This is a genomic window from Metapseudomonas resinovorans, from assembly GCF_002003485.1.
GTDB lineage: Bacteria > Pseudomonadota > Gammaproteobacteria > Pseudomonadales > Pseudomonadaceae > Metapseudomonas > Metapseudomonas resinovorans_D.
Window position 1 is genome coordinate 1 of record NZ_BDMA01000094.1, and the last position, 18,024, is coordinate 18,024.

At 64.7% G+C, this 18,024-nt stretch carries 14 protein-coding genes; 9 read left to right on the forward strand and 5 right to left on the reverse strand.

The genetic code is table 11. The features are described from left to right. Positions 1-219 precede the first annotated feature (219 nt). Positions 220-1,545 (forward strand): prephenate-dependent tRNA uridine(34) hydroxylase TrhP, encoded by a 1,326-nt coding sequence (gene trhP / locus MnOB_RS26180; RefSeq protein WP_077527458.1) that lies wholly within the window; start codon positions 220-222, stop codon positions 1,543-1,545. A 172-nt stretch (positions 1,546-1,717) separates the two neighbouring features. On the opposite strand, the gene MnOB_RS26185 is transcribed toward trhP, so the two are convergent. Beyond that, positions 1,718-4,588: a putative bifunctional diguanylate cyclase/phosphodiesterase gene (locus MnOB_RS26185; protein ID WP_107504139.1), complete on the reverse strand. Its 2,871-nt coding sequence runs from the start codon at positions 4,586-4,588 to the stop codon at positions 1,718-1,720. Positions 4,589-4,803: 215 nt separating this feature from the next. Here MnOB_RS26185 and uvrD point away from each other — a divergent pair, with 215 nt between their 5' ends. The 3 genes from uvrD (at position 4,804) to MnOB_RS26200 (ending at position 8,701) form a co-directional block, all read left to right on the forward strand. Then, positions 4,804-6,984, forward strand: a complete 2,181-nt coding sequence (uvrD, locus tag MnOB_RS26190; RefSeq protein WP_077527460.1) for a DNA helicase II — start codon at positions 4,804-4,806, stop codon at positions 6,982-6,984. Between the two features lie 153 nt (positions 6,985-7,137). Next, a complete protein-coding gene (locus MnOB_RS26195; RefSeq protein WP_077527461.1) occupies positions 7,138-7,713 on the forward strand; it encodes a TetR/AcrR family transcriptional regulator in 576 nt (191 codons plus the stop codon). A gap of 124 nt (positions 7,714-7,837) precedes the next feature. Next, positions 7,838-8,701, forward strand: a complete 864-nt coding sequence (locus MnOB_RS26200; protein ID WP_077527462.1) for a Tim44 domain-containing protein — start codon at positions 7,838-7,840, stop codon at positions 8,699-8,701. A 187-nt stretch (positions 8,702-8,888) separates the two neighbouring features. Here MnOB_RS26200 and MnOB_RS26205 read toward each other — a convergent pair whose 3' ends face one another. Both MnOB_RS26205 and MnOB_RS26210 read right to left on the reverse strand, forming a co-directional pair. Further along, positions 8,889-9,353, reverse strand: coding sequence for an aminoacyl-tRNA deacylase (locus tag MnOB_RS26205; protein WP_077527463.1), 465 nt, complete (start codon positions 9,351-9,353; stop codon positions 8,889-8,891). Positions 9,354-9,488: 135 nt separating this feature from the next. After that, positions 9,489-9,941 carry a GNAT family N-acetyltransferase gene (locus tag MnOB_RS26210; protein WP_077527464.1) on the reverse strand — a complete coding sequence of 151 codons (453 nt, stop codon included), beginning with the start codon at positions 9,939-9,941 and terminating at the stop codon, positions 9,489-9,491. Between the two features lie 141 nt (positions 9,942-10,082). On the opposite strand from MnOB_RS26210, the gene MnOB_RS26215 reads away from it, so the two are divergent. Next, the gene (locus MnOB_RS26215; protein WP_077527465.1) at positions 10,083-10,490 is read left to right on the forward strand and encodes an SMI1/KNR4 family protein; all 408 of its coding nucleotides are present in this window, start codon (positions 10,083-10,085) and stop codon (positions 10,488-10,490) included. Positions 10,491-10,610: 120 nt separating this feature from the next. Here the strand turns inward: MnOB_RS26215 and MnOB_RS26220 are convergent, their stop codons facing one another. After that, positions 10,611-12,374: a cation:proton antiporter gene (locus MnOB_RS26220; protein WP_077527466.1), complete on the reverse strand. Its 1,764-nt coding sequence runs from the start codon at positions 12,372-12,374 to the stop codon at positions 10,611-10,613. Positions 12,375-12,593: 219 nt separating this feature from the next. Further along, positions 12,594-13,256: a GntR family transcriptional regulator gene (locus MnOB_RS26225; RefSeq protein WP_077527467.1), complete on the reverse strand. Its 663-nt coding sequence runs from the start codon at positions 13,254-13,256 to the stop codon at positions 12,594-12,596. 271 nt (positions 13,257-13,527) lie between these two features. Between MnOB_RS26225 and MnOB_RS26230 the strand changes: the two genes are divergently transcribed. The 4 genes from MnOB_RS26230 to MnOB_RS26245 all read left to right on the forward strand — a co-directional run bounded on the left by MnOB_RS26230 (position 13,528) and on the right by MnOB_RS26245 (position 17,846). After that, a complete protein-coding gene (locus MnOB_RS26230; RefSeq protein ID WP_077527468.1) occupies positions 13,528-14,919 on the forward strand; it encodes an aspartate aminotransferase family protein in 1,392 nt (463 codons plus the stop codon). A gap of 73 nt (positions 14,920-14,992) precedes the next feature. Beyond that, on the forward strand, positions 14,993-16,360 hold the full coding sequence (locus tag MnOB_RS26235) for a glutamine synthetase family protein (RefSeq protein ID WP_077527610.1): 1,368 nt from the start codon (positions 14,993-14,995) through the stop codon (positions 16,358-16,360). Between the two features lie 104 nt (positions 16,361-16,464). Continuing rightward, on the forward strand, positions 16,465-17,259 hold the full coding sequence (locus tag MnOB_RS26240; RefSeq protein WP_077527469.1) for a substrate-binding periplasmic protein: 795 nt from the start codon (positions 16,465-16,467) through the stop codon (positions 17,257-17,259). 107 nt (positions 17,260-17,366) lie between these two features. After that, positions 17,367-17,846: an acyl-CoA thioesterase gene (locus MnOB_RS26245; protein ID WP_077527470.1), complete on the forward strand. Its 480-nt coding sequence runs from the start codon at positions 17,367-17,369 to the stop codon at positions 17,844-17,846. Positions 17,847-18,024: the final 178 nt, after the last annotated feature.

The window sequence follows — 18,024 nt, forward strand, 5'->3', positions numbered from 1 at the left end:
TGTCCCCCGACAGGCGTTACCCATGTATCCCGGCTGAACACCGTGCGCACCAGGTGCCCTGGCGCTGGCCTTCCGGTGCGCGCAGCGCACCCTACCGAATACGACCTCCGCCCTCACGAGGGCGACATCCGGTGTTGCGCATTGCTCCAGAGCAATAAACCCCACTCGCCCCCTCCCTAAAATCGCGCGTCCTTCGCCCCTGCCTCCGCGAGCCGCGCCATGCACAGCCCCGAACTGCTCTCCCCCGCCGGTACCCTCAAGGCCATGCGTTATGCCTTCGCCTACGGCGCCGACGCCGTCTACGCCGGCCAGCCGCGCTACAGCCTGCGGGTTCGCAACAACGAGTTCGACCACGCCAACCTGGCCCTCGGCATCGCCGAGGCGCATGCCGCCGGCAAACGTTTCTACGTGGTGGTGAACATCGCCCCGCACAACGCCAAGCTGCGCACCTTCCTCAAGGACCTTGAGCCGGTCATCGCCATGGGACCCGATGCGCTGATCATGTCCGATCCCGGGCTGATCATGCTGGTGCGCGAGCACTTCCCGCAGATGCCCATCCACCTCTCGGTGCAGGCCAACGCAGTGAACTGGGCGAGCGTGAAGTTCTGGCAACAGCAGGGGCTGAGCCGGGTGATCCTGTCCCGCGAACTCTCGCTGGAAGAGATCGGCGAAATCCGCCAGCAAGTGCCGGGCATGGAGCTGGAAGTCTTCGTCCACGGCGCCCTGTGCATGGCCTACTCCGGCCGCTGCCTGCTCTCGGGCTACCTCAACCACCGCGACCCCAACCAGGGCACCTGCACCAATGCCTGCCGCTGGCAATACAGCGCGAAACCGGCGCAGGAGAATGAAGTGGGCCAGTTGGTGCCCACGCTGGGTTGCGGCGCGCCGAGCGAGCAACTGGTCCTGTTGGAAGAGGCCAATCGCCCGGGCGAACTGATGTCCGCCTGGGAGGACGAACACGGCACCTACATCATGAATTCCAAGGACCTGCGCGCCGTGCACCACGTGGAACGCTTGCTGCAGATGGGCGTGCATTCACTGAAGATCGAGGGCCGCACCAAGTCGCACTTTTATGTGGCACGCACCGCCCAGGCCTATCGCAAGGCCATCGACGACGCCTGTGCGGGAAGGCCCTTCGACCGCGCACTGATGGACGACCTCGAATCCCTGGCCAACCGCGGCTACACCGAAGGCTTCCTGCGCCGCCACGTGCATGACGAGTACCAGAACTACGAGCACGGCTACTCCCTTGCCGAGCGCCAGCAGTTTGTCGGTGAGCTGACCGGAGTGGTTCGCCAGGGCCTCGCGGAAGTGCGTGTGAAGAACCATTTCGCCGTCGGCGACCGCCTGCAACTCATGACGCCGCAAGGCAATGTGGATTTCAGGCTGGACACCCTGGAAAACCGCTTCGGCGAGCGCAAGGCGGTGGCGCCGGGTGACGGCCATACCCTGTACCTGCCACTGCCGACGGACCTGCCCCTGGAAAACGCGCTGTTGTTGCGCTGGTTCAGCACTGGCAATAGCCGTACCGCCGCAAGCGCCTAACCGTAGGAGCGAGCTCTGCTCGCGAAACGCCGAGGTATCGAGCTTCGCGAGCTGTCCCGTAGGGTGGACCACGCCTCACCGGTCCACCATCGACGTTGCGGCCGACTCCGCTGGTGGATGTAAAAGGCGACATCCACCCTACAAATTGGGCGAATCCGCCCGCGCGCCGGCCTCAGTGCCAGAGCGCCGTTGCCTGTTCCCTGAGCAGTCGCACGAACTGCGGCGCTTCCACCGGCGGGCTGATCAGGTATCCCTGGATTTCATCGCAACGTTGGCTGCGCAGGAAGTTCAGCTGCTCCTGGTTCTCCACGCCCTCGGCTACCACCATCAGTTCCAGGCTGTGGGCCATGGCGATGATCGCGCGGGTAATGGCGGCATCCTCGCTGCCGGCGGAGAGGTCGCGGATGAAGGTCTGGTCGATCTTCACGTAGTCCACCGGGAAACGCTTGAGGTAACTCAGGGACGAATAGCCGGTGCCGAAGTCGTCGATGGCCAGTTTCACGCCCAGCTGGCGCAGTTGGTGGAAGGTGGCGATGACGTTCTCGACGTTCTCCAGCAGATGGCTTTCGGTCAGTTCCAGCTCCAGCAGGCGCGCCTGCAGGCCGGTTTCCTCCAGCACCTGGCGTACCAGGCTGACGAGGTTGCCCTGGCGCAACTGGTGCATCGACAGGTTCACCGAAACCCTTATGTCGGCCAGCCCCTGGCGTTGCCATTCGCGGGCCTGCTGACAGGCCTGGCGCAGCACGAATTCGCCGATGGGTGCGATCAACCCGGTCTCCTCGGCCAGCCCGATGAAGTCTCCCGGCGGCACCAGCCCCTGCTGCGGATGGCGCCAGCGCACCAGCGCCTCGGCGGCATTCAGGCTGTTGTCGGCCAGACCCAGCTTGGGCTGGTAGAAGACCTCCAGCTGGCCTTCCTCGATGGCCTTGCGCAACTGGTTTTCCAGCTGCAGGCGCTCCAGGGTGCAGGCCTGGAGGTTGTCGGTGAAGAACTGGAAGGTGTTGCCGCCCAGGTGCTTGGCATGTTGCATGGCCATGTTGGCCTGGCTGATCAGGGCGGAAATGTCGCGGGCGTTGTCCGGGAGCAGGCTGATGCCCAGTGAGCCGCTGATGACCAGCTCATGGCCTCCCACGGTGATCGGCATGCGCAGCTTGCCGAGCAGTCGGCTGGCCTGGCGCGCCAGGCTGGAAAGGCTGCCGTAGGCGTCGAGGATCACCGCGAACTCGTCACCGGACAGGCGCGCGATGGTGTCGGCTTCCGGCACTGCCTGGGTCAGGCGGCGACTGACCTGGCGCAGCAGCTGGTCGGCCACTTCATGGCCGAGGCTGTCGTTGAGCACCTTGAAGCGATCCAGGTCGATGTGCAGCAGGGCCAGGCTGCGGCCACTCTGCCGGGCGCGCTGGCTGGCCTCGTGCAGGCGGTCCTTGAACAGGGTGCGGTTGGCCAGTCCGGTGAGTTCGTCATAGTTGGACAGGTAACGCAGGCGCTCCTCGGCCTCCCGGCGGGAGGTGAGGTCGGCGAAGAAGCCGACGATGTGGCTGACGTTGCCCCGGGAGTCGCGCACCACGTTGAGTTGCAGCCATTGCGGATAGAGCTCGCCGCTCTTGCGCGTGTCCATCAGCTCGCCCTGCCAGCTGCCGCTCTGTTCCAGCTCTTCGCGGATCAGGTAATAGCGGCGACGGGCTTCGCGGTTACCGATCAGCGTGGCGACGCTGCGACCGATTACCTCATCCTGGCGATAGCCGGTGACCTGGCTGAAGGCTTCGTTGGCCTGGATCACCCGGTAGTCAGGATCGAGGATGACGATGCCCTCGCTGGCCGCCTCGAATACCGTGGCCGCCAGGCGCTGTTCCTCGTCCTGGTGCTTGCGCGCGGTGACATCGCGACGGGTGCCCAGCATGCGCAGCACCGTGCCGCCTTCATCGCGTTCCACCACGCGGCCGCGGTCTTCCACCCAGACCCAGTGGCCGTCGTTGTGGCGCACCCGGTAGTCGATGGCGTAGCCGTCCGTGCGGCCCTTCATATGTTCCACCAGGGCGCGACGCAGCAGCGGCAGGTCGTCGGGGTGCAGGCGCGGCTTCAGGTCGCTCAGGACGCGGGTCACGTCGTCCGCGTCGATGCCGAAGATCGCCTTGAGCTGCGTGTGGTGGACTTCGTCGGTTTCCAGGTTCCAGTCCCACAGGCCCAGTTCGCTGGCTTCCAGAGCCAGGGCCAGGCGCGCCTCGCTCTTGACCAGCGCATGGCTGGCATCGGCCAGCTCCAGGGTGCGCTGGGCCACGCGCATCTCCAGTTCACCATGGGCGCGGCGCAGCTCACGCTCGGCCCGGCGGCGCTGTTCCACTTCGCGGGCCAGTTCCCCGTTGAGGCCCTCGGCACGGGTCTTGGCTTCTTCCAGATGGGCAATCAGCGCCTGGTTCTGGAACCGCTGCAGGAGGCTGCGCTGCACCAGCCGGTTGATCTGCCAGGCCACCACCATGAGCGACGCAGCCAGTATCACGCCCAGCACGCCCCAGCCGCGCAGCAGCGAGGTATCCCCCAGCAGCAGCCAGGTAATGGACGGCAACAGGCATGGCAAGGCGAAGGTGAGGAAGGCAGAAAGACTGACGGCATAGGCGACGCTGGCGGAGAGGATCGCCGCGGCGATCAACCCGTAGACCAGCGCCTGGGTCAGGAATGCGTCCGGGGGCACCAGCGCCACGGCGGCGAACGCCAGGGTCAGGCCGGACGCACCGGCCCCCAGCAGGAAGGCGTGGCGCCAGCGCGGACAGGCCTGCTTCGACGGCAGCGCCTTGTTGAAGGCGGCCACCTGGGTCAGGCGCAGGACGGCCAGCAGCACCAGCCAGACCAGCCAGACGCCGAGCAGCAGGCTGTTGCCCGTGCCCCACAGCAGGTAGGCGCAGGCAACGCCGTTGAGCAGCATGAACAGGGTCGGGACCTGGGAGCCCTGATAAAGGAGGCGCGTTCGTTCGGCCGCAATGTCGGTCGCGAACTGCTGGCGGATCTCGCGGCTGTCGACCAGGAATGACGCCTGGTCGGCGGGCATTGAATTGGCGGTCATAGGCGCTTTTTTGTAGTGGTCTGCCTAAGCGAGCCCGGAGCTTACCCGAGCGGTGAGTCGCTGCAATAGCTTTATGTGCGAGGTTCCGGATGAGCGTCGCCCAACTTTCGGCGGGTCTCCAGGGCGGGGATCGGCGACCATCCGGCTGACCGTCCAGTCATCGGTTTGCCCTCCCCCAGCCGCGCCCCTAGAATGCCGCGATGCATGACGATCTCTCCCTCCTTCTGAACTCCCTCAACGATGCTCAACGCCAGGCCGTAGCGGCCTCGCTGGGGCGTCAACTGGTGCTTGCCGGCGCCGGTTCCGGCAAGACCCGTGTGCTGGTGCACCGCATCGCCTGGCTGATCCAGGTCGAGCAGGCCTCGCCGCACTCGATCCTGTCGGTGACCTTCACCAACAAGGCCGCGGCTGAAATGCGCCAGCGCATCGAGCAACTGCTGGGGATAAACCCGGCGGGCATGTGGGTCGGCACCTTCCACGGCCTGGCGCATCGCCTGCTGCGTGCGCACTGGCAGGAAGCCGGCTTGGCCGAGAACTTCCAGATTCTCGACAGCGACGACCAGCAGCGCCTGGTCAAGCGCGTGATCCGCGACCTCGGCCTCGATGAGCAACGCTGGCCGGCACGCCAGGCCCAGTGGTTCATCAATGGGCAGAAGGACGATGGCATCCGTCCACAACACATCCAGGCCGGCGGTGACCTGTTCCTCGGCAACATGCTGAAGATCTACGAAGCCTACGAAGCGGCCTGCGCACGCACCGGCGTGATCGACTTCTCCGAGCTGCTGCTGCGCGCCCTCGATCTCTGGCGCGACCGCCCGAGCCTGCTGGAGCACTATCAGCGGCGCTTCCGTCATGTGCTGGTGGACGAGTTCCAGGACACCAACGCCGTGCAGTACGCCTGGCTGCGCCTGCTCGCCAAAGGTGGCCAGAGCCTGATGGTGGTGGGTGACGACGACCAGTCGATCTATGGCTGGCGCGGTGCGCGGATCGAGAACATCCAGCAATTCTCCAGTGATTTCCCGGATACCGAGGTGATTCGCCTGGAGCAGAACTACCGCTCCACCGCGGGCATCCTCAAGGCCGCCAACGCCCTGATCGCCAACAACCAGGGACGTCTGGGCAAGGAACTCTGGACCGAGGGTGAAGACGGCGAACCCATCGGCCTCTACGCCGCGTTCAACGAGCACGACGAAGCCCGCTATGTGGTGGAAAGCATCGAGAGCGCGTTGAAAGACGGCATGTCTCGCAGCGAAATCGCCATCCTCTATCGCTCCAACGCCCAGTCGCGGGTGCTGGAAGAGGCCCTGCTGCGCGAGAAGATTCCCTACCGCATCTATGGCGGTCAGCGCTTCTTCGAACGCGCCGAAATCAAGAACGCCATGGCGTACCTGCGCCTGCTCGACGGTCGTGGCAACGATGCGGCGCTGGAACGGGTGATCAACGTCCCGGCGCGCGGCATCGGCGAGAAAACCGTGGAAAGCATCCGCGAGTTCTCCCGCGTCAACGACGTCTCGATGTGGGAAGCGATGCGCCTGATGATCGCCAACAAGGCCCTGGCCGGTCGCGCCTCCAGCGCCTTGGCGGCCTTCATGGAGCTGATCGAGAACCTGACCGCGAAGTGCCTGGACATGCCCCTGCACCTGATGACCCAGACAGTCATCGAGCAGAGCGGCCTGGTGGCGTACCACAAGGACGAGAAGGGCGAGAAAGGCCAGGCCCGGGTGGAAAACCTGGAGGAACTGGTCAGCGCCGCCCGCGCCTTCGAGAACGAAGAGCCCGAAGACGACCTGACACCGTTGCAGGCCTTCCTCAGCCATGCCTCGCTGGAGGCCGGGGAAACCCAGGCCGACGCCTTCGAGGACAGCGTGCAGCTGATGACCCTGCACAGCGCCAAGGGACTGGAATTCCCCCTGGTGTTCCTGGTGGGCATGGAAGAAGGCCTGTTCCCGCACAAGATGAGCATGGAAGACCCGACCCGCCTGGAGGAGGAACGCCGCCTGGCCTATGTCGGCGTTACCCGCGCCATGCAGCGGCTGGTCATGACCTACGCCGAAACCCGCCGACTCTACGGCAGCGAGACCTATAACAAGGTCTCGCGCTTCGTCCGCGAAGTGCCGCCGCAGCTGATCCGCGAAGTGCGCCTGAACAACAGCATCAGCCGTCCCATGGGGAGCGGTAGCCGCCACGGCTCCATCTTCGATGGCGCCGCCGTGCCGGAAACGCCCTTTTCCCTGGGTCAGCGTGTGCAGCACGCACTCTTCGGCGAGGGCACCATCCTCAACTTCGAAGGCGCCGGCGCCCAGGCCCGGGTCCAGGTGAAGTTCGAGAGCGAAGGCAGCAAGTGGCTGATGCTGGCGTACGCCAAGCTACAGCCGCTCTGACCGGGACACCCTCCTGCCCCCTGTTCTGTGGGAGCGAATTCATTCGCGAATGAATTCGCTCCCACAGGCTGTGAACCTCCACGGACTCTCCGCCCGTCCGATGCCCCCGCCGCCGCCGTTCGCTTGGCCATACTCACTGGCGGAGGTAAGTCCATGCCCCGCTCGCCAAGCGCCCAGCAAATACTCGATTGCGCCCTGAACCTGGCCGATACCAGTGGCTGGGAACGATTGCACCTGTTCGAGGTGGCCAACGAACTCGGCATCAGCCTCGATGCCATCGCCAAGCACTATCAACAGAAGGATGACCTTGTAGAGGCCTGGTTCGACCGCGCCGACCAAACCTTGCTGGAGCGCAGCAAGGGCGGCGACCTGGCGGCCCTGAGCGCGGAGCGGCGCCTGGAGGAACTGCTCATGGCCTGGCTGGGCGCGCTGGCACCCCATCGCTCGGTAACCGGGCAGATGCTGCTCTACAAGCTGGAGCCCGGGCATATCCACCTTCAGGTGCTGGGCCTGCTGCGGGTCAGCCGCACGGTGCAGTGGTGGCGCGAGGCGGCGCAGCGGGAAACCCTGCACCTGTGTCGCATCGCCGAGGAAAGCCTGCTCACCGGTGCCTACTTGCGCACCTTCATTCACTGGCTACGCCATCCCCTGGAAGACGAAGCCGATCTGCGCGCCCTGTTGCGTCGTCAGTTGCGCTGCGGCCCGCTGGTATTCCTGCTCCGCAGATGAACGGCATCCCCGGAAAGGGCCGACAGAGCTGTACGACAAAATCCCGAAACACTCTGCCCCTAGCCATTGCCCGAACGACTGTGCAGCATGGCGCGCGTAGATTCATAACCAAGAGAAGCCTCTGATGCGCCGATTTCTCAGTATTGCCCTGGCCCTCTGCGTCGGCCTGACGCTGAGCCTGGATGTCAACGCCGCCAAGCGTATGGGTGGCGGCAAGTCCTTCGGCTCCGCGCCGACCCACCAGACCCGCCAGGCAGCTCCCGCCCAGCAAGCGCCGAACGCCGCCGCCCCTGCTGCAGCCGGCAAACCCGCCGCCGCCGCGAGCGGTGCTTCCCGCTGGCTTGGCCCGCTGGCCGGCATCGCCGCCGGTGGCCTGCTCGCCTCGATGTTCATGGGCGACGGCTTCGACGGCATGCAGATCTTCGACTTCCTGATCATCGGCCTGATCGCCTTCCTGATCTTCCGCTTCCTCGCATCGCGCAAACGCGCCCAGCAGCAGGGCCGTCCTGCCATGGCCGGCGGCCATGCGCCGTTCCAGCGCGAAATGCCGCAGATGCCGCAGCAGCAGTCGCCGATCTTCGGCAGTGCCGCGCCGGTCGCCCAGCCGGCCTTCAACGCCCCGAGCTGGTTCAACGAGCAGCGCTTCATTGAAGCCGGTCGCGAACACTTCCTGGCCCTGCAACAGCACTGGGACGCGGCCGAGATGGACAAGATCGCCGAGTTCGTCACCCCGCAGATGCTGAGCTTCCTGAAGGAAGAGCGCGCCAGCCTGGGCGACGCCTACCAGTCCACCTACATCGACAACCTCCAGGTACAGCTGGATGGTATTGATGAACTGGCCGACAAGACCGTCGCCACCCTGACCTTCAACGGCGTCTCCAAGTCCTCGCGTTTCGACCAGGGCGAAGTGTTCAGCGAAAGCTGGCGCATGGAGCGCGTCAACGGCGACAACCAGCCCTGGCTGGTGGCGGGCATCCGTCAGAACTGATCGCAGCTGCAATGAAAAACCCCGGGCTTGTCCCGGGTTTTTCTTTTCACTGATGGCGACCGCCACCCCTGCGCCAGCGCCGACGCGCCAGGGAGCGGCGGAACCAGAAGGGGGGCGGAATGGGCGGTCGAACGCCCTTGAGCTTCTTCATGATTTCACGAGCCCGACGCGCAGCAAATCATCGCCCTTAGTGGCAGAGCTCGCAGACTTCGGCATGCGGCACCAACTTCAGGTAGTCATCCATTCGCATGTGCACGAGGTTTTCGTGGTCGCCGGCCTCCAGGTAGATGTCCTTCTGCCGCGTCAGTTGCGGGTCCACCAGCATGTTCATGCCGTAGGGTTCGCCGAGTGCCGGTACGGCGCCCAGTTCGCAGTCCGTGAATAGACGGGCCAGGTCGGCTTCGTGGGTGAGTTGCCAGATCCTCGAGTCCTTGCGCACCTTGCCCACGTCCAGGTGTCGGCTGGAGGGAACCACCGCCATGAGGAAGTGGCCCTGGCGGTCGTCCAGGATCACCGGCTTGGCCAAGCGTTCGGCGGGGATATTGGCGACGCGCGCCGACTCCAGGCTCGTGGCCGAGTGAGGGTGCGGCACCAGGTCGAATTGGGTGTGGGTACTTTCCAGGCTGCGCTGCAGGGTTGCGGCCATTCGCATGATGCACCTCCTGTGGATAGCCAGGGTGTTGGCGGCTGCCCTAGGAAGCCGCATGGTGCACAAAGTTTAGCCACCTCATCCCGGTGGGAATAAAGCGGTTGGTGCTGAGCCGGGCACTGCAAAGCAGTCTTGGGCCTAAGCACGACGCATGCCGATGTGGGGAATGCCATCGTCCAGATACACCTCGGTTACTGGGGAGAACCCGTAGCGGCCGTAATAGGCCTGCAGATGAGCTTGAGCCGAGAGATATACAGGCATCCCCGGCCAGCGCTTTCCGGCCTCGTTCACGGCCCGCTCCATCAGCCCGTGGCCAAGGCCGCGACCGCGCGCTTCGGCGGCGCTGACCACGCGCCCGATCACCACGTCGCCATCCTGGGTCGACGGGTCCAACAGGCGCAGGTACGCCAGCAACTGACCGTCTTCCCAGGCCATCACATGGCAGGTATCGGCTTCGAGGTCCTGGCCATCGACATCCAGGTAGGGGCATTTCTGCTCCACGACGAATACCTGGCAACGCAGCGCAAGGAAGGCGTAGACCTCGTGGGCGTCGAGTTCGCTGTGGTGCTTACAGGTCCAGGTGATCGCCATGACGGGCTCCTTGGCAAAGAATCGAGGATAAGGCTGGCGGGGCGAACTGTCTGGTGGAAACCTTCGCTCATCGAACGCGCGATTTTCCCGCCCATGCGGCTACTGTATAAAGCGCATCCCAATGCATGAGGGCCTGCCGCCATGGAAGAAGTGATCGAACAGCTGCGCGAACTCAACGAGCCGGTGCCGGTTCCCCTGGAGCTTCCTGACGAGGAACTGCTGGTGGAGATCGAGGAGCAGTTGCTGATCAACCTGCCCTTCGAGTTGCGCGAGTTCCTGCTCAAGGTCAGCGACGTGGTCTATGGCCGCCTGGAACCGGTGACCGCCACCGACCCGCAATCCCACACCTACCTGCCGGAAGTCGCTGCCGTCGCCTGGGACCTGGGCGTACCGCGCGACCTGGTGCCCCTCTGCCAGGACGGTCGCGACTACTACCTGGTCGACGGCGAAGGCGAAGTCGTCCTGTGGGACGGCGACGAGGGCGAGCTCACCGACGAAAGCTGGGACTCGGTGTGGCACTGGGCGCGAGACGTCTGGCTGGCCAACTGATTCCTGCGTCGGAACGGCGGCTCAGTCTGTAGGGTGCGCCGTGCGCACCAGCCACCGATACCGCACGCGGTGCGCACAGCGCACCCTACGGTCAGCGTCGAATGCGCGGAAGATGCCCCATCAGCGGTGGTGCTGGTCCTGGCTCTGCTCCAGCGTCTCCATGAGGGCGATCTGCATCCGTGAATGCACGCGGATCAGCCAGCGCCAGAGCAGCGCGCTGACGCCCGCCGCCAGCAGGCCGATCAGCACCAGCAGTTCCAGCGTCGGCAGGATGCTCGCCGACAGCGCCATCAGCAGCAGCATGATGCCCAGCAGCGAAAGCAGCGGGATCACTTCGGCGATTACCTTGCGCACCCGTTCGGTGTGGCGCCCGGCCTTGTCCGGGCTCACGCCCATCTCCGCCAGCAGCATGGAAAGCGCCTTGAGCTTGCGGTAGGCGGCGATCAGGAAAGGCAGCGAGAGCAACAGCGCACCGCCCCAGATCAGTGCCTTCTGCGGGTTGGGAGAAGTCAGCCAGGCGCTCAGGTACTCGGCCAGGGTGCCGGCGAAGTAGGCGATGCCGAGGAAGATGGCCACCACCAATGCCAGGTTGACCATCACCTGCAGCAGGATCTTGCGGATCATCCCCGCCAGCACCGCACTCTGGCCCTGCGGCTGGATGCTGCGCAGCCACTCTCCATACAAACCGAAGACTCGTACCACGGGCTCCGGCATGACCTTGGCCAGCTTGATCGAGAGCGGGTCGGCGGCGCGGATGAGGTAGGGCGTCAGCAGGGTGGTGATGGCCGACACGGCCACCGCCACGGGGTACAGGAAGTCGCTGGTTACCTGAAGGGTGATGCCGAGCGCGGCGATGATGAACGAGAACTCGCCGATCTGCGACAGGCCCATGCCGACCCGCAGCGAGGTGCGGCCGTCATTGCCGGCGATGAAGGCGCCGAGGCCGCAGGAGATCATCTTGCCCAGTACCACCGCCAGCGTGATGACGACGATGGGCCAGGCGTACTCGACCAGCACCTTGGGGTCGATCAGCAGGCCGATGGCGACGAAGAAGATCGCGCTGAACATGTCGCGTACAGGTTCGATCAGCCGCTCGATCTGCACCAGCTGGCGCGATTCGGCCATGATCGCGCCGATCAGGAAGGCGCCCAGCACCATGCTGTATTCCAGCTTCACCACCAGTAGGCAGAAGCCGAAGCACAGGCCCAGCACGGTCACCAGCAGCATCTCGTTGCTCTCGAACTTCGCCACGTAAGAGAGGAGGCGCGGCACCAACAGGATGCCAACGACCAGCGCAACGATCATGAACAGGCTGAGCTTGCCGACGGTGGCGAACACCTCGCCGGTTTCCACCGAGCCGCTCACCGCGATGCCCGAAAGCAGCGCGATGATGCCGATACCGAGGATGTCTTCGACGATCAGCACGCCGAAGATGAGCTGGGCGAAGCGCTCGTTCTTCAGCTTCAGGTCGCTGAGTGCCTTGACGATGATAGTGGTGGACGAGATGGCCAGGATCGCGCCGAGGAACAGCGAATCCATGGTGCTCCAGCCGAAGTAGCTGCCGATCTCGTAGCCGATCCAGATCATCAGCACGATTTCCAGGAACGCGGCGATGAAGGCCGTGGCACCGACCTTGAACAACTTGCCCAGGCTGAACTCGAGCCCCAGGCAGAACATCAGGAAGATCACCCCGAGCTCGGCGAGGGTCTTGATGGTGTCCTCGTCGTGGATCAGCTCGAAGGGTGGCGTGTGCGGCCCGATGATGAAGCCGGCAACGATGTAGCCCAGCACCACCGGTTGTTTGAACCGGTGGAAAAGGATGGTCACCATGCCCGCGACCAGCATGATCACGGCAAGATCCTGGATGAAAGCAATGGCATGCATGGCGGACGACTCCTTTTCTGCAATGCGCGGCACAGCGGTCCCGCGCGCGGGCAACTCGCTCGGCTCCGACGGAGCTATGTAGGATTTAGGGAAGTTGGTGCAAGGAACGGACGCAGATTATCACTGCGAAATGTCTCGCCAGAGCGGAGCAATATGCCGTAACACTTGCCTGAAGCGGCCTACGAGAGCAGGACCGACCTGCCCTCGCAGGAGAGCGGATCAGCCGATGCGGGCCTGGGCGAAGTCCAGCTCCAGCAGATTGAGAAGGAACTGGCCGAAGTAGGAAAGATCCTGCTCGATGGCGAAGCGCGCGGCCTTGCCGTCACCTTCCAGCAGCGCCTTGAAGGCGTCCTCGTGGAAGTCGTTCAGCCGCAATGAAAGGTCTGCTTCGGTGAACAGGCGATTGAAGAACGGGCCGACCTGCAGCCAGAGGTTTTCGATGGTCCGCAGCAGGACCGGATTGCCGCAGGCGCCGTACAGGACCCGATGGAACTGGCTGTTGTCGTTCAGGTAGCCCTGCACATCGCGCTGCTCGATGGCGATGTCCATGCGCTCCATGCAAACCCGCAGGATTTCCAGCTCATCGGCGGTCAATCGTGGGGCGGCCGCTTCCACGGCCATGCCTTCCAGTGCCATGCGCACCTGGAAGATCTGCTTGAAGCGTTCGCGGGTCATGGGCGGCACGCGCACCGAGCGCTGTGGCTCGCCCTCGAGGGCGCCTTCTGCCACCAGCCGCTGCAAGGCGGCACGTACGGGCATCGGACTCGTGCCCCAGGCGGCGGCGAGATCGCGGATCTTCAGGCGCTCGCCGGGTTTGAACTGGCCTGCCAGCAGGCCCTCGCGTAATCGTTGGTAAAGCTGTTCCTGCAGGTTCTCGGCCATGGCTTGTCACCATGCACGGGCCGGCGGCGCCGGCAGTTGGTTCAGGGTCAGGCTGCAGTTACGCATCGTTTGGGTCGCCTTCTGTTCTGGGGTGGGTGGGTTTGATCAGGATGGGTCGCCAGGCCGGATGGACAGTTTCCATCTAGTCTTTCGTTCACTCCTGTGATCACAAATATGGTTGAACGTTAAATTTCATGGCCTCTTTTAGCAAGCCTTGACAGAATTGTGATCACAAAACACGATGTGCAGAAATTCGAACGAGGTGTTCAACATGACTGCCAGTGGAATCAGCCAAGCCGCTGTGGAAACCTTTGCCGCCCGCGAGCGCGCCCGTTTCCTCGAGCGCAATCCGAAATCCGTCGCCCTCGCCGAACGCGCGCACAAGTCTCTCTATGCCGGCGTGCCGATGCACTGGATGGCCGACTGGTCCACGCCCTGCCCGTTGTTCGTCGAGCGCGCGAAGGGCGCCCGCTTCTATGACGTCGACGGCCACGAGTACATCGACTTCTGCCTGGGCGACACCGGCACCATGTTCGGCCACTCGCCGGACCCGATCGCCAAGGCCATCGCCGAACAGGCCAACAACGGCCTGACCACCATGCTGCCGGGCGAGGACGCCGTGGTCTGCGGCGAACTCCTGGCTCAGCGCTTCGGACTGCCCTACTGGCAGGTGACCGCCACCGCCACCGACTCCAACCGCTACGTACTGCGCTGGGCCCGCGCCATCACCGAGCGCAAGACCCTGCTGGTGTTCGACGGCTGTTACCACGGCACGGTGGACGACGTGATGGTGCGTTACCGCGATGGCGAGACCGTGCCCCGCTCCGGCCTGGTCGGCCAGGCTTACGACCTGACCCAGTACAGCCGCTCCATCCCCTTCAACGATGTCGCGGCGCTGGAAGCCGCGCTGGCCAAGGGCGATGTCTGCGCCCTGCTCTGCGAGCCGGCGATGACCAACATCGGCATGGTCCTGCCCGATCCGGGCTTCATGCAGAAGTGCCGCGAGCTGACCCGCAAGTACGGCAGCCTGCTGATCATCGACGAGACCCACACCATCTCCACCAACATCGGCGGCTGCACCCAGCTGTGGAACCTCGATCCGGACTTCTTCGTGGTCGGCAAGCCGATCGCCGGCGGCGTGCCCTGCGGCATCTTCGGTTGCAGCGCGGACATGGCGGAGCGGATGCTCGCCTCGCGCAAGAAAGCCCAGGAAGACAGCCATGGCCACGGCCACAGCGGCATGGGCACCACCCTCTCGGCCAACGCCCTGGCCATGCATTGCATGCGCGCCAACCTCGAACAGGTGATGACCCAAGCCGCCTACGATTACATGCTGCCGCTGGCCAAACGCCTGGCCGATGGTTTCCGCAGCCTGATCGCCAAGTACGACCTGAAGTGGTCGGTGACCGAGCTGGGCGCACGCAGCGAATTCCAGTTCTGCCCGGTATCGCCCCGCACCGGCGCCGAAGCCGAAGCCGCCTTCCACGATGAGCTGCAGATGGCCCTGCACCTTTACCTGATCAACCGCGGCATCCTGATCACGCCGTTCCACAACATGACCCTGTGCTGCCCGGCTACCACCGCTGCCGACGTGGACAGGCTCATCGCGACCCTGGACGAAGCCATCGGCGAGCTGCTGGCCATCCCCGGCGCGCGCGAGTGATCCGTAGGGTGCGCCGCGCGCACCGAAACCCCGAATGAAGGTGCGCACGGCGCACCCTACCGAGAGAACCACCATGCAATTCGCCGATCCCCAGGAAGCCCGCGACTTCCTTGAACAACATCCGGAAGTCCGCAGCATCGAACTGATGCTGATCGACGCCAACGGCATCCCGCGCGGCAAGCTGCTGCACCGTGACGAGTTGCTGGCGATCTTCGAGAACGGCCGTCCGCTGCCCAGCTCCATTCTCTCCCTGACCATCCAGGGCGAAGACGTCGAGGCCAGCGGCCTGGTGTGGGAAGTCGCTGACGCCGACTGCTGGACCTACCCGATCCCCGGCTCGCTGGCGCTGCAACCCTGGCGCGCCACGCCCACCGCCCAGGTGCAGGTGAGCATGCACCCGACCCAGGGGCTGCCGGCCACTCCTGGCGACCCGCGTCATGTACTGGCGCGCGCAATCGAGCGCCTCAAGGCCGACGGCTACCACCCGGTGATGGCCGTCGAGCTGGAGTTCTACCTGCTGGACAAGCAGCGCGATGCCAACGGTCGTCCGCAGCCGGCCCTGCAAGCGAACGGTGTGCGCCCGCAGGCGCCGCAGGTCTACGGCGTCTATGAACTGGAACAGCTGCAGCCATTCCTCGATGACCTTTACGCCGCCTGCGAAGCCCAGGGTCTGCCAGTCCGTACCGCGATCTCCGAATACGCACCCGGCCAGCTGGAGCTGACCCTGGAGCACCGTTTCGACGCCCTGCGCGCGGTCGACGAAGGCATTCGCTACAAGCGCCTGGTCAAAGGCGTGGCCAACAAGCACGGGCTGGTCGCCTGCTTCATGGCCAAGCCGTTCGGCGACCTCGCCGGCAGCGGCCTGCACATGCACGTGAGCCTGGCCGACGAGCAGGGCAACAACCTGATGGCCAGCGACGATCCGCACGGCACCCCGCTGCTGCGCCATGCCATCGGCGGCATGATGGCGACCCTGAACGATGCGCTGGCGATCTTCTGCCCCAACGCCAACTCCTACCGCCGCTTCCAGGCCAACAGCTATGCGCCGCTGGCGAAGAGCTGGGGCGTAAACAACCGTACCGTGTCTTTCCGCGTGCCCGGCGGACCGGCCAAGAGCCGTCATGTCGAGCACCGCATCTGTGGCGCCGATGCCAACCCCTACCTGGCGGCTGCGGCGATTCTCGCCGGCATCCACAAGGGCATTCGCGAACAGATCGATCCGGGCGACCCCATCCTTGGCAACGGCTATGAGCAGGCACGCGAAACCCTGCCGACGGACTGGCTCACCGCCCTGCGCAACCTGGAGCAATCGGCCTGGGCCAAGGAAGCCCTGGGCGAGGACTTCCTGAAGATCTTCCTCGCCATCAAGTGGGAAGAATTCCGCCAGTTCGTCAGCGAAGTCGGCGAACAGGACTGGCGCTGGTACCTGACCCACGCCTGATGGCTTAGGGAGCTTGGGCGGCGCCCGGCAAACTGGCCGGGCGCCGACGCTTGCCCCGTGCGGCTGCTAGGCTCACACCATCTCCACCTTTTCTGGCCCGCTCGATGAAGGCTGCGATCCTCACGCTGCTGTTCCTGGTTATCGGCGTCTGCCAGGCCGAGCCATTGCGCATCGGCCTGGAAAGCCAGGACTACCTTCCCTATTACCGTGCGATTCCAGGGCAGCCCGCCGAAGGCTATGCCATCGCACTTCTCCAGCGCTTCGCCATCAGCCAGGGCCTTGCACTGGAGCTGGAACCCCTGCCGATCAACCGCCTGCACCGCAACCTGCAAACCACCGACCGGCTGATGCTGGTTTTCCCCGACAACCCCGAGTGGTCGCGCCAGCTCAAGGGCGATGCGCGCCTGCACTACAGCCGCCCGGTGATCCGCATCGTCGACGGCACCCTGGTGTTGCGCGAGCACCTGGGGCGGGGCATCGACTCGGTACGCCGCCTCGGCACGGTTCGCGGCTTCACCCCGGAGGCCTGGCAGGAGCGCTTGGGTGAGGGTCAGGTACAGCTGGTGGAAGCCGGCGACATCGGCGGTCTGGTGCGCATGCTGCTGCGTTTGCGCATCGACGCCATCTACGCCAATCCGGAAGTGCTGCACCACTACCTGGAAACCAGCACCAACCTTGGCAGCGACCGGCTGCTGCTGGACCCGCAATTGCCGCTGGAGCGGACTGCCTTCCACGCCAGCAGCCTCAAGTACCCGGAACTTCTGGAAGCCTTTGACCGCTTCCTGGTCGAGCAGAGCGAGGAGCTGGCGCAGCTCCGCCGGCAGCACGGCCTGGCCTGCGGTCCCAGCGACCTGGTGGAAGAGCGCCCCGCCTGCGAACAGACCAGCGAAGCCCCCTGAAGCCGGTTATCCACAGGCGGGCCTGGAATTGGCAGACCGCCGACTGTGGCGCCCCGGCGCCGGCCCGCGTCTATCCCTGACAGCCCCCCAAAACCGACGAGGCCAGCATGGAACCCGGAACCGCACAACTGTCGATGACCGTCCTCATGACCCCGGATATGGCCAACTTCTCCGGCAACGTCCACGGCGGCACCCTGCTCAAGTACCTCGATGAGGTCGCCTATGCGTGCGCCAGCCGCTATGCCGGTCGTTACGTGGTGACCCTCTCGGTGGACCAGGTGATCTTCCGTGAACCTATCCACGTGGGCGAACTGGTGACGTTCCTCGCTTCGGTGAACTTCACCGGCAATACCTCCATGGAAGTCGGCATCAAGGTGGTCACCGAAAACATTCGCGAGCGCTCGGTACGCCACACCAACAGCTGCTTCTTCACCATGGTGGCCCTGGACGATGAACGCCGTCCGGCCCAGGTCCCGCCATTGCAGCCGGAAACCTCCGACGAGAAACGCCGTTACGCCCAAGCCAAGCAGCGCCGCCAGATCCGCCAGGAACTGGAAGCCCGCTACCGGGAAATGCGCGAGGGCTGACTTTTCCGCGCTGTTCCCCAAAATCAGTGGAAGGGCCTGTGGATAAGGTGTAGACCAACCTCCAGGCCCCGCACCACACGTGTCTCACCGCGATCAGGTTATTTTCTGAGCGTTTTCAATTACTTGCTTGGATACTGCGCACAGATACTGTGTAGCAGCTTGTGGATAAGCTGTTTGG

Coding starts and splice junctions, on each gene's coding strand:
- uvrD (WP_077527460.1), top strand. CDS start 4,804: ATGCATGACGATCTCTCCCTCCTTCTGAACTCCCTCAACGATGCTCAA.
- MnOB_RS26215 (WP_077527465.1), top strand. CDS start 10,083: ATGGAAGAAGTGATCGAACAGCTGCGCGAACTCAACGAGCCGGTGCCG.
- MnOB_RS26210 (WP_077527464.1), bottom strand. CDS start 9,941: ATGGCGATCACCTGGACCTGTAAGCACCACAGCGAACTCGACGCCCAC.
- MnOB_RS26220 (WP_077527466.1), bottom strand. CDS start 12,374: ATGCATGCCATTGCTTTCATCCAGGATCTTGCCGTGATCATGCTGGTC.
- trhP (WP_077527458.1), top strand. CDS start 220: ATGCACAGCCCCGAACTGCTCTCCCCCGCCGGTACCCTCAAGGCCATG.
- MnOB_RS26240 (WP_077527469.1), top strand. CDS start 16,465: ATGAAGGCTGCGATCCTCACGCTGCTGTTCCTGGTTATCGGCGTCTGC.
- MnOB_RS26235 (WP_077527610.1), top strand. CDS start 14,993: ATGCAATTCGCCGATCCCCAGGAAGCCCGCGACTTCCTTGAACAACAT.
- MnOB_RS26195 (WP_077527461.1), top strand. CDS start 7,138: ATGCCCCGCTCGCCAAGCGCCCAGCAAATACTCGATTGCGCCCTGAAC.
- MnOB_RS26200 (WP_077527462.1), top strand. CDS start 7,838: ATGCGCCGATTTCTCAGTATTGCCCTGGCCCTCTGCGTCGGCCTGACG.
- MnOB_RS26230 (WP_077527468.1), top strand. CDS start 13,528: ATGACTGCCAGTGGAATCAGCCAAGCCGCTGTGGAAACCTTTGCCGCC.
- MnOB_RS26225 (WP_077527467.1), bottom strand. CDS start 13,256: ATGGCCGAGAACCTGCAGGAACAGCTTTACCAACGATTACGCGAGGGC.
- MnOB_RS26185 (WP_107504139.1), bottom strand. CDS start 4,588: ATGCCCGCCGACCAGGCGTCATTCCTGGTCGACAGCCGCGAGATCCGC.
- MnOB_RS26245 (WP_077527470.1), top strand. CDS start 17,367: ATGGAACCCGGAACCGCACAACTGTCGATGACCGTCCTCATGACCCCG.
- MnOB_RS26205 (WP_077527463.1), bottom strand. CDS start 9,353: ATGCGAATGGCCGCAACCCTGCAGCGCAGCCTGGAAAGTACCCACACC.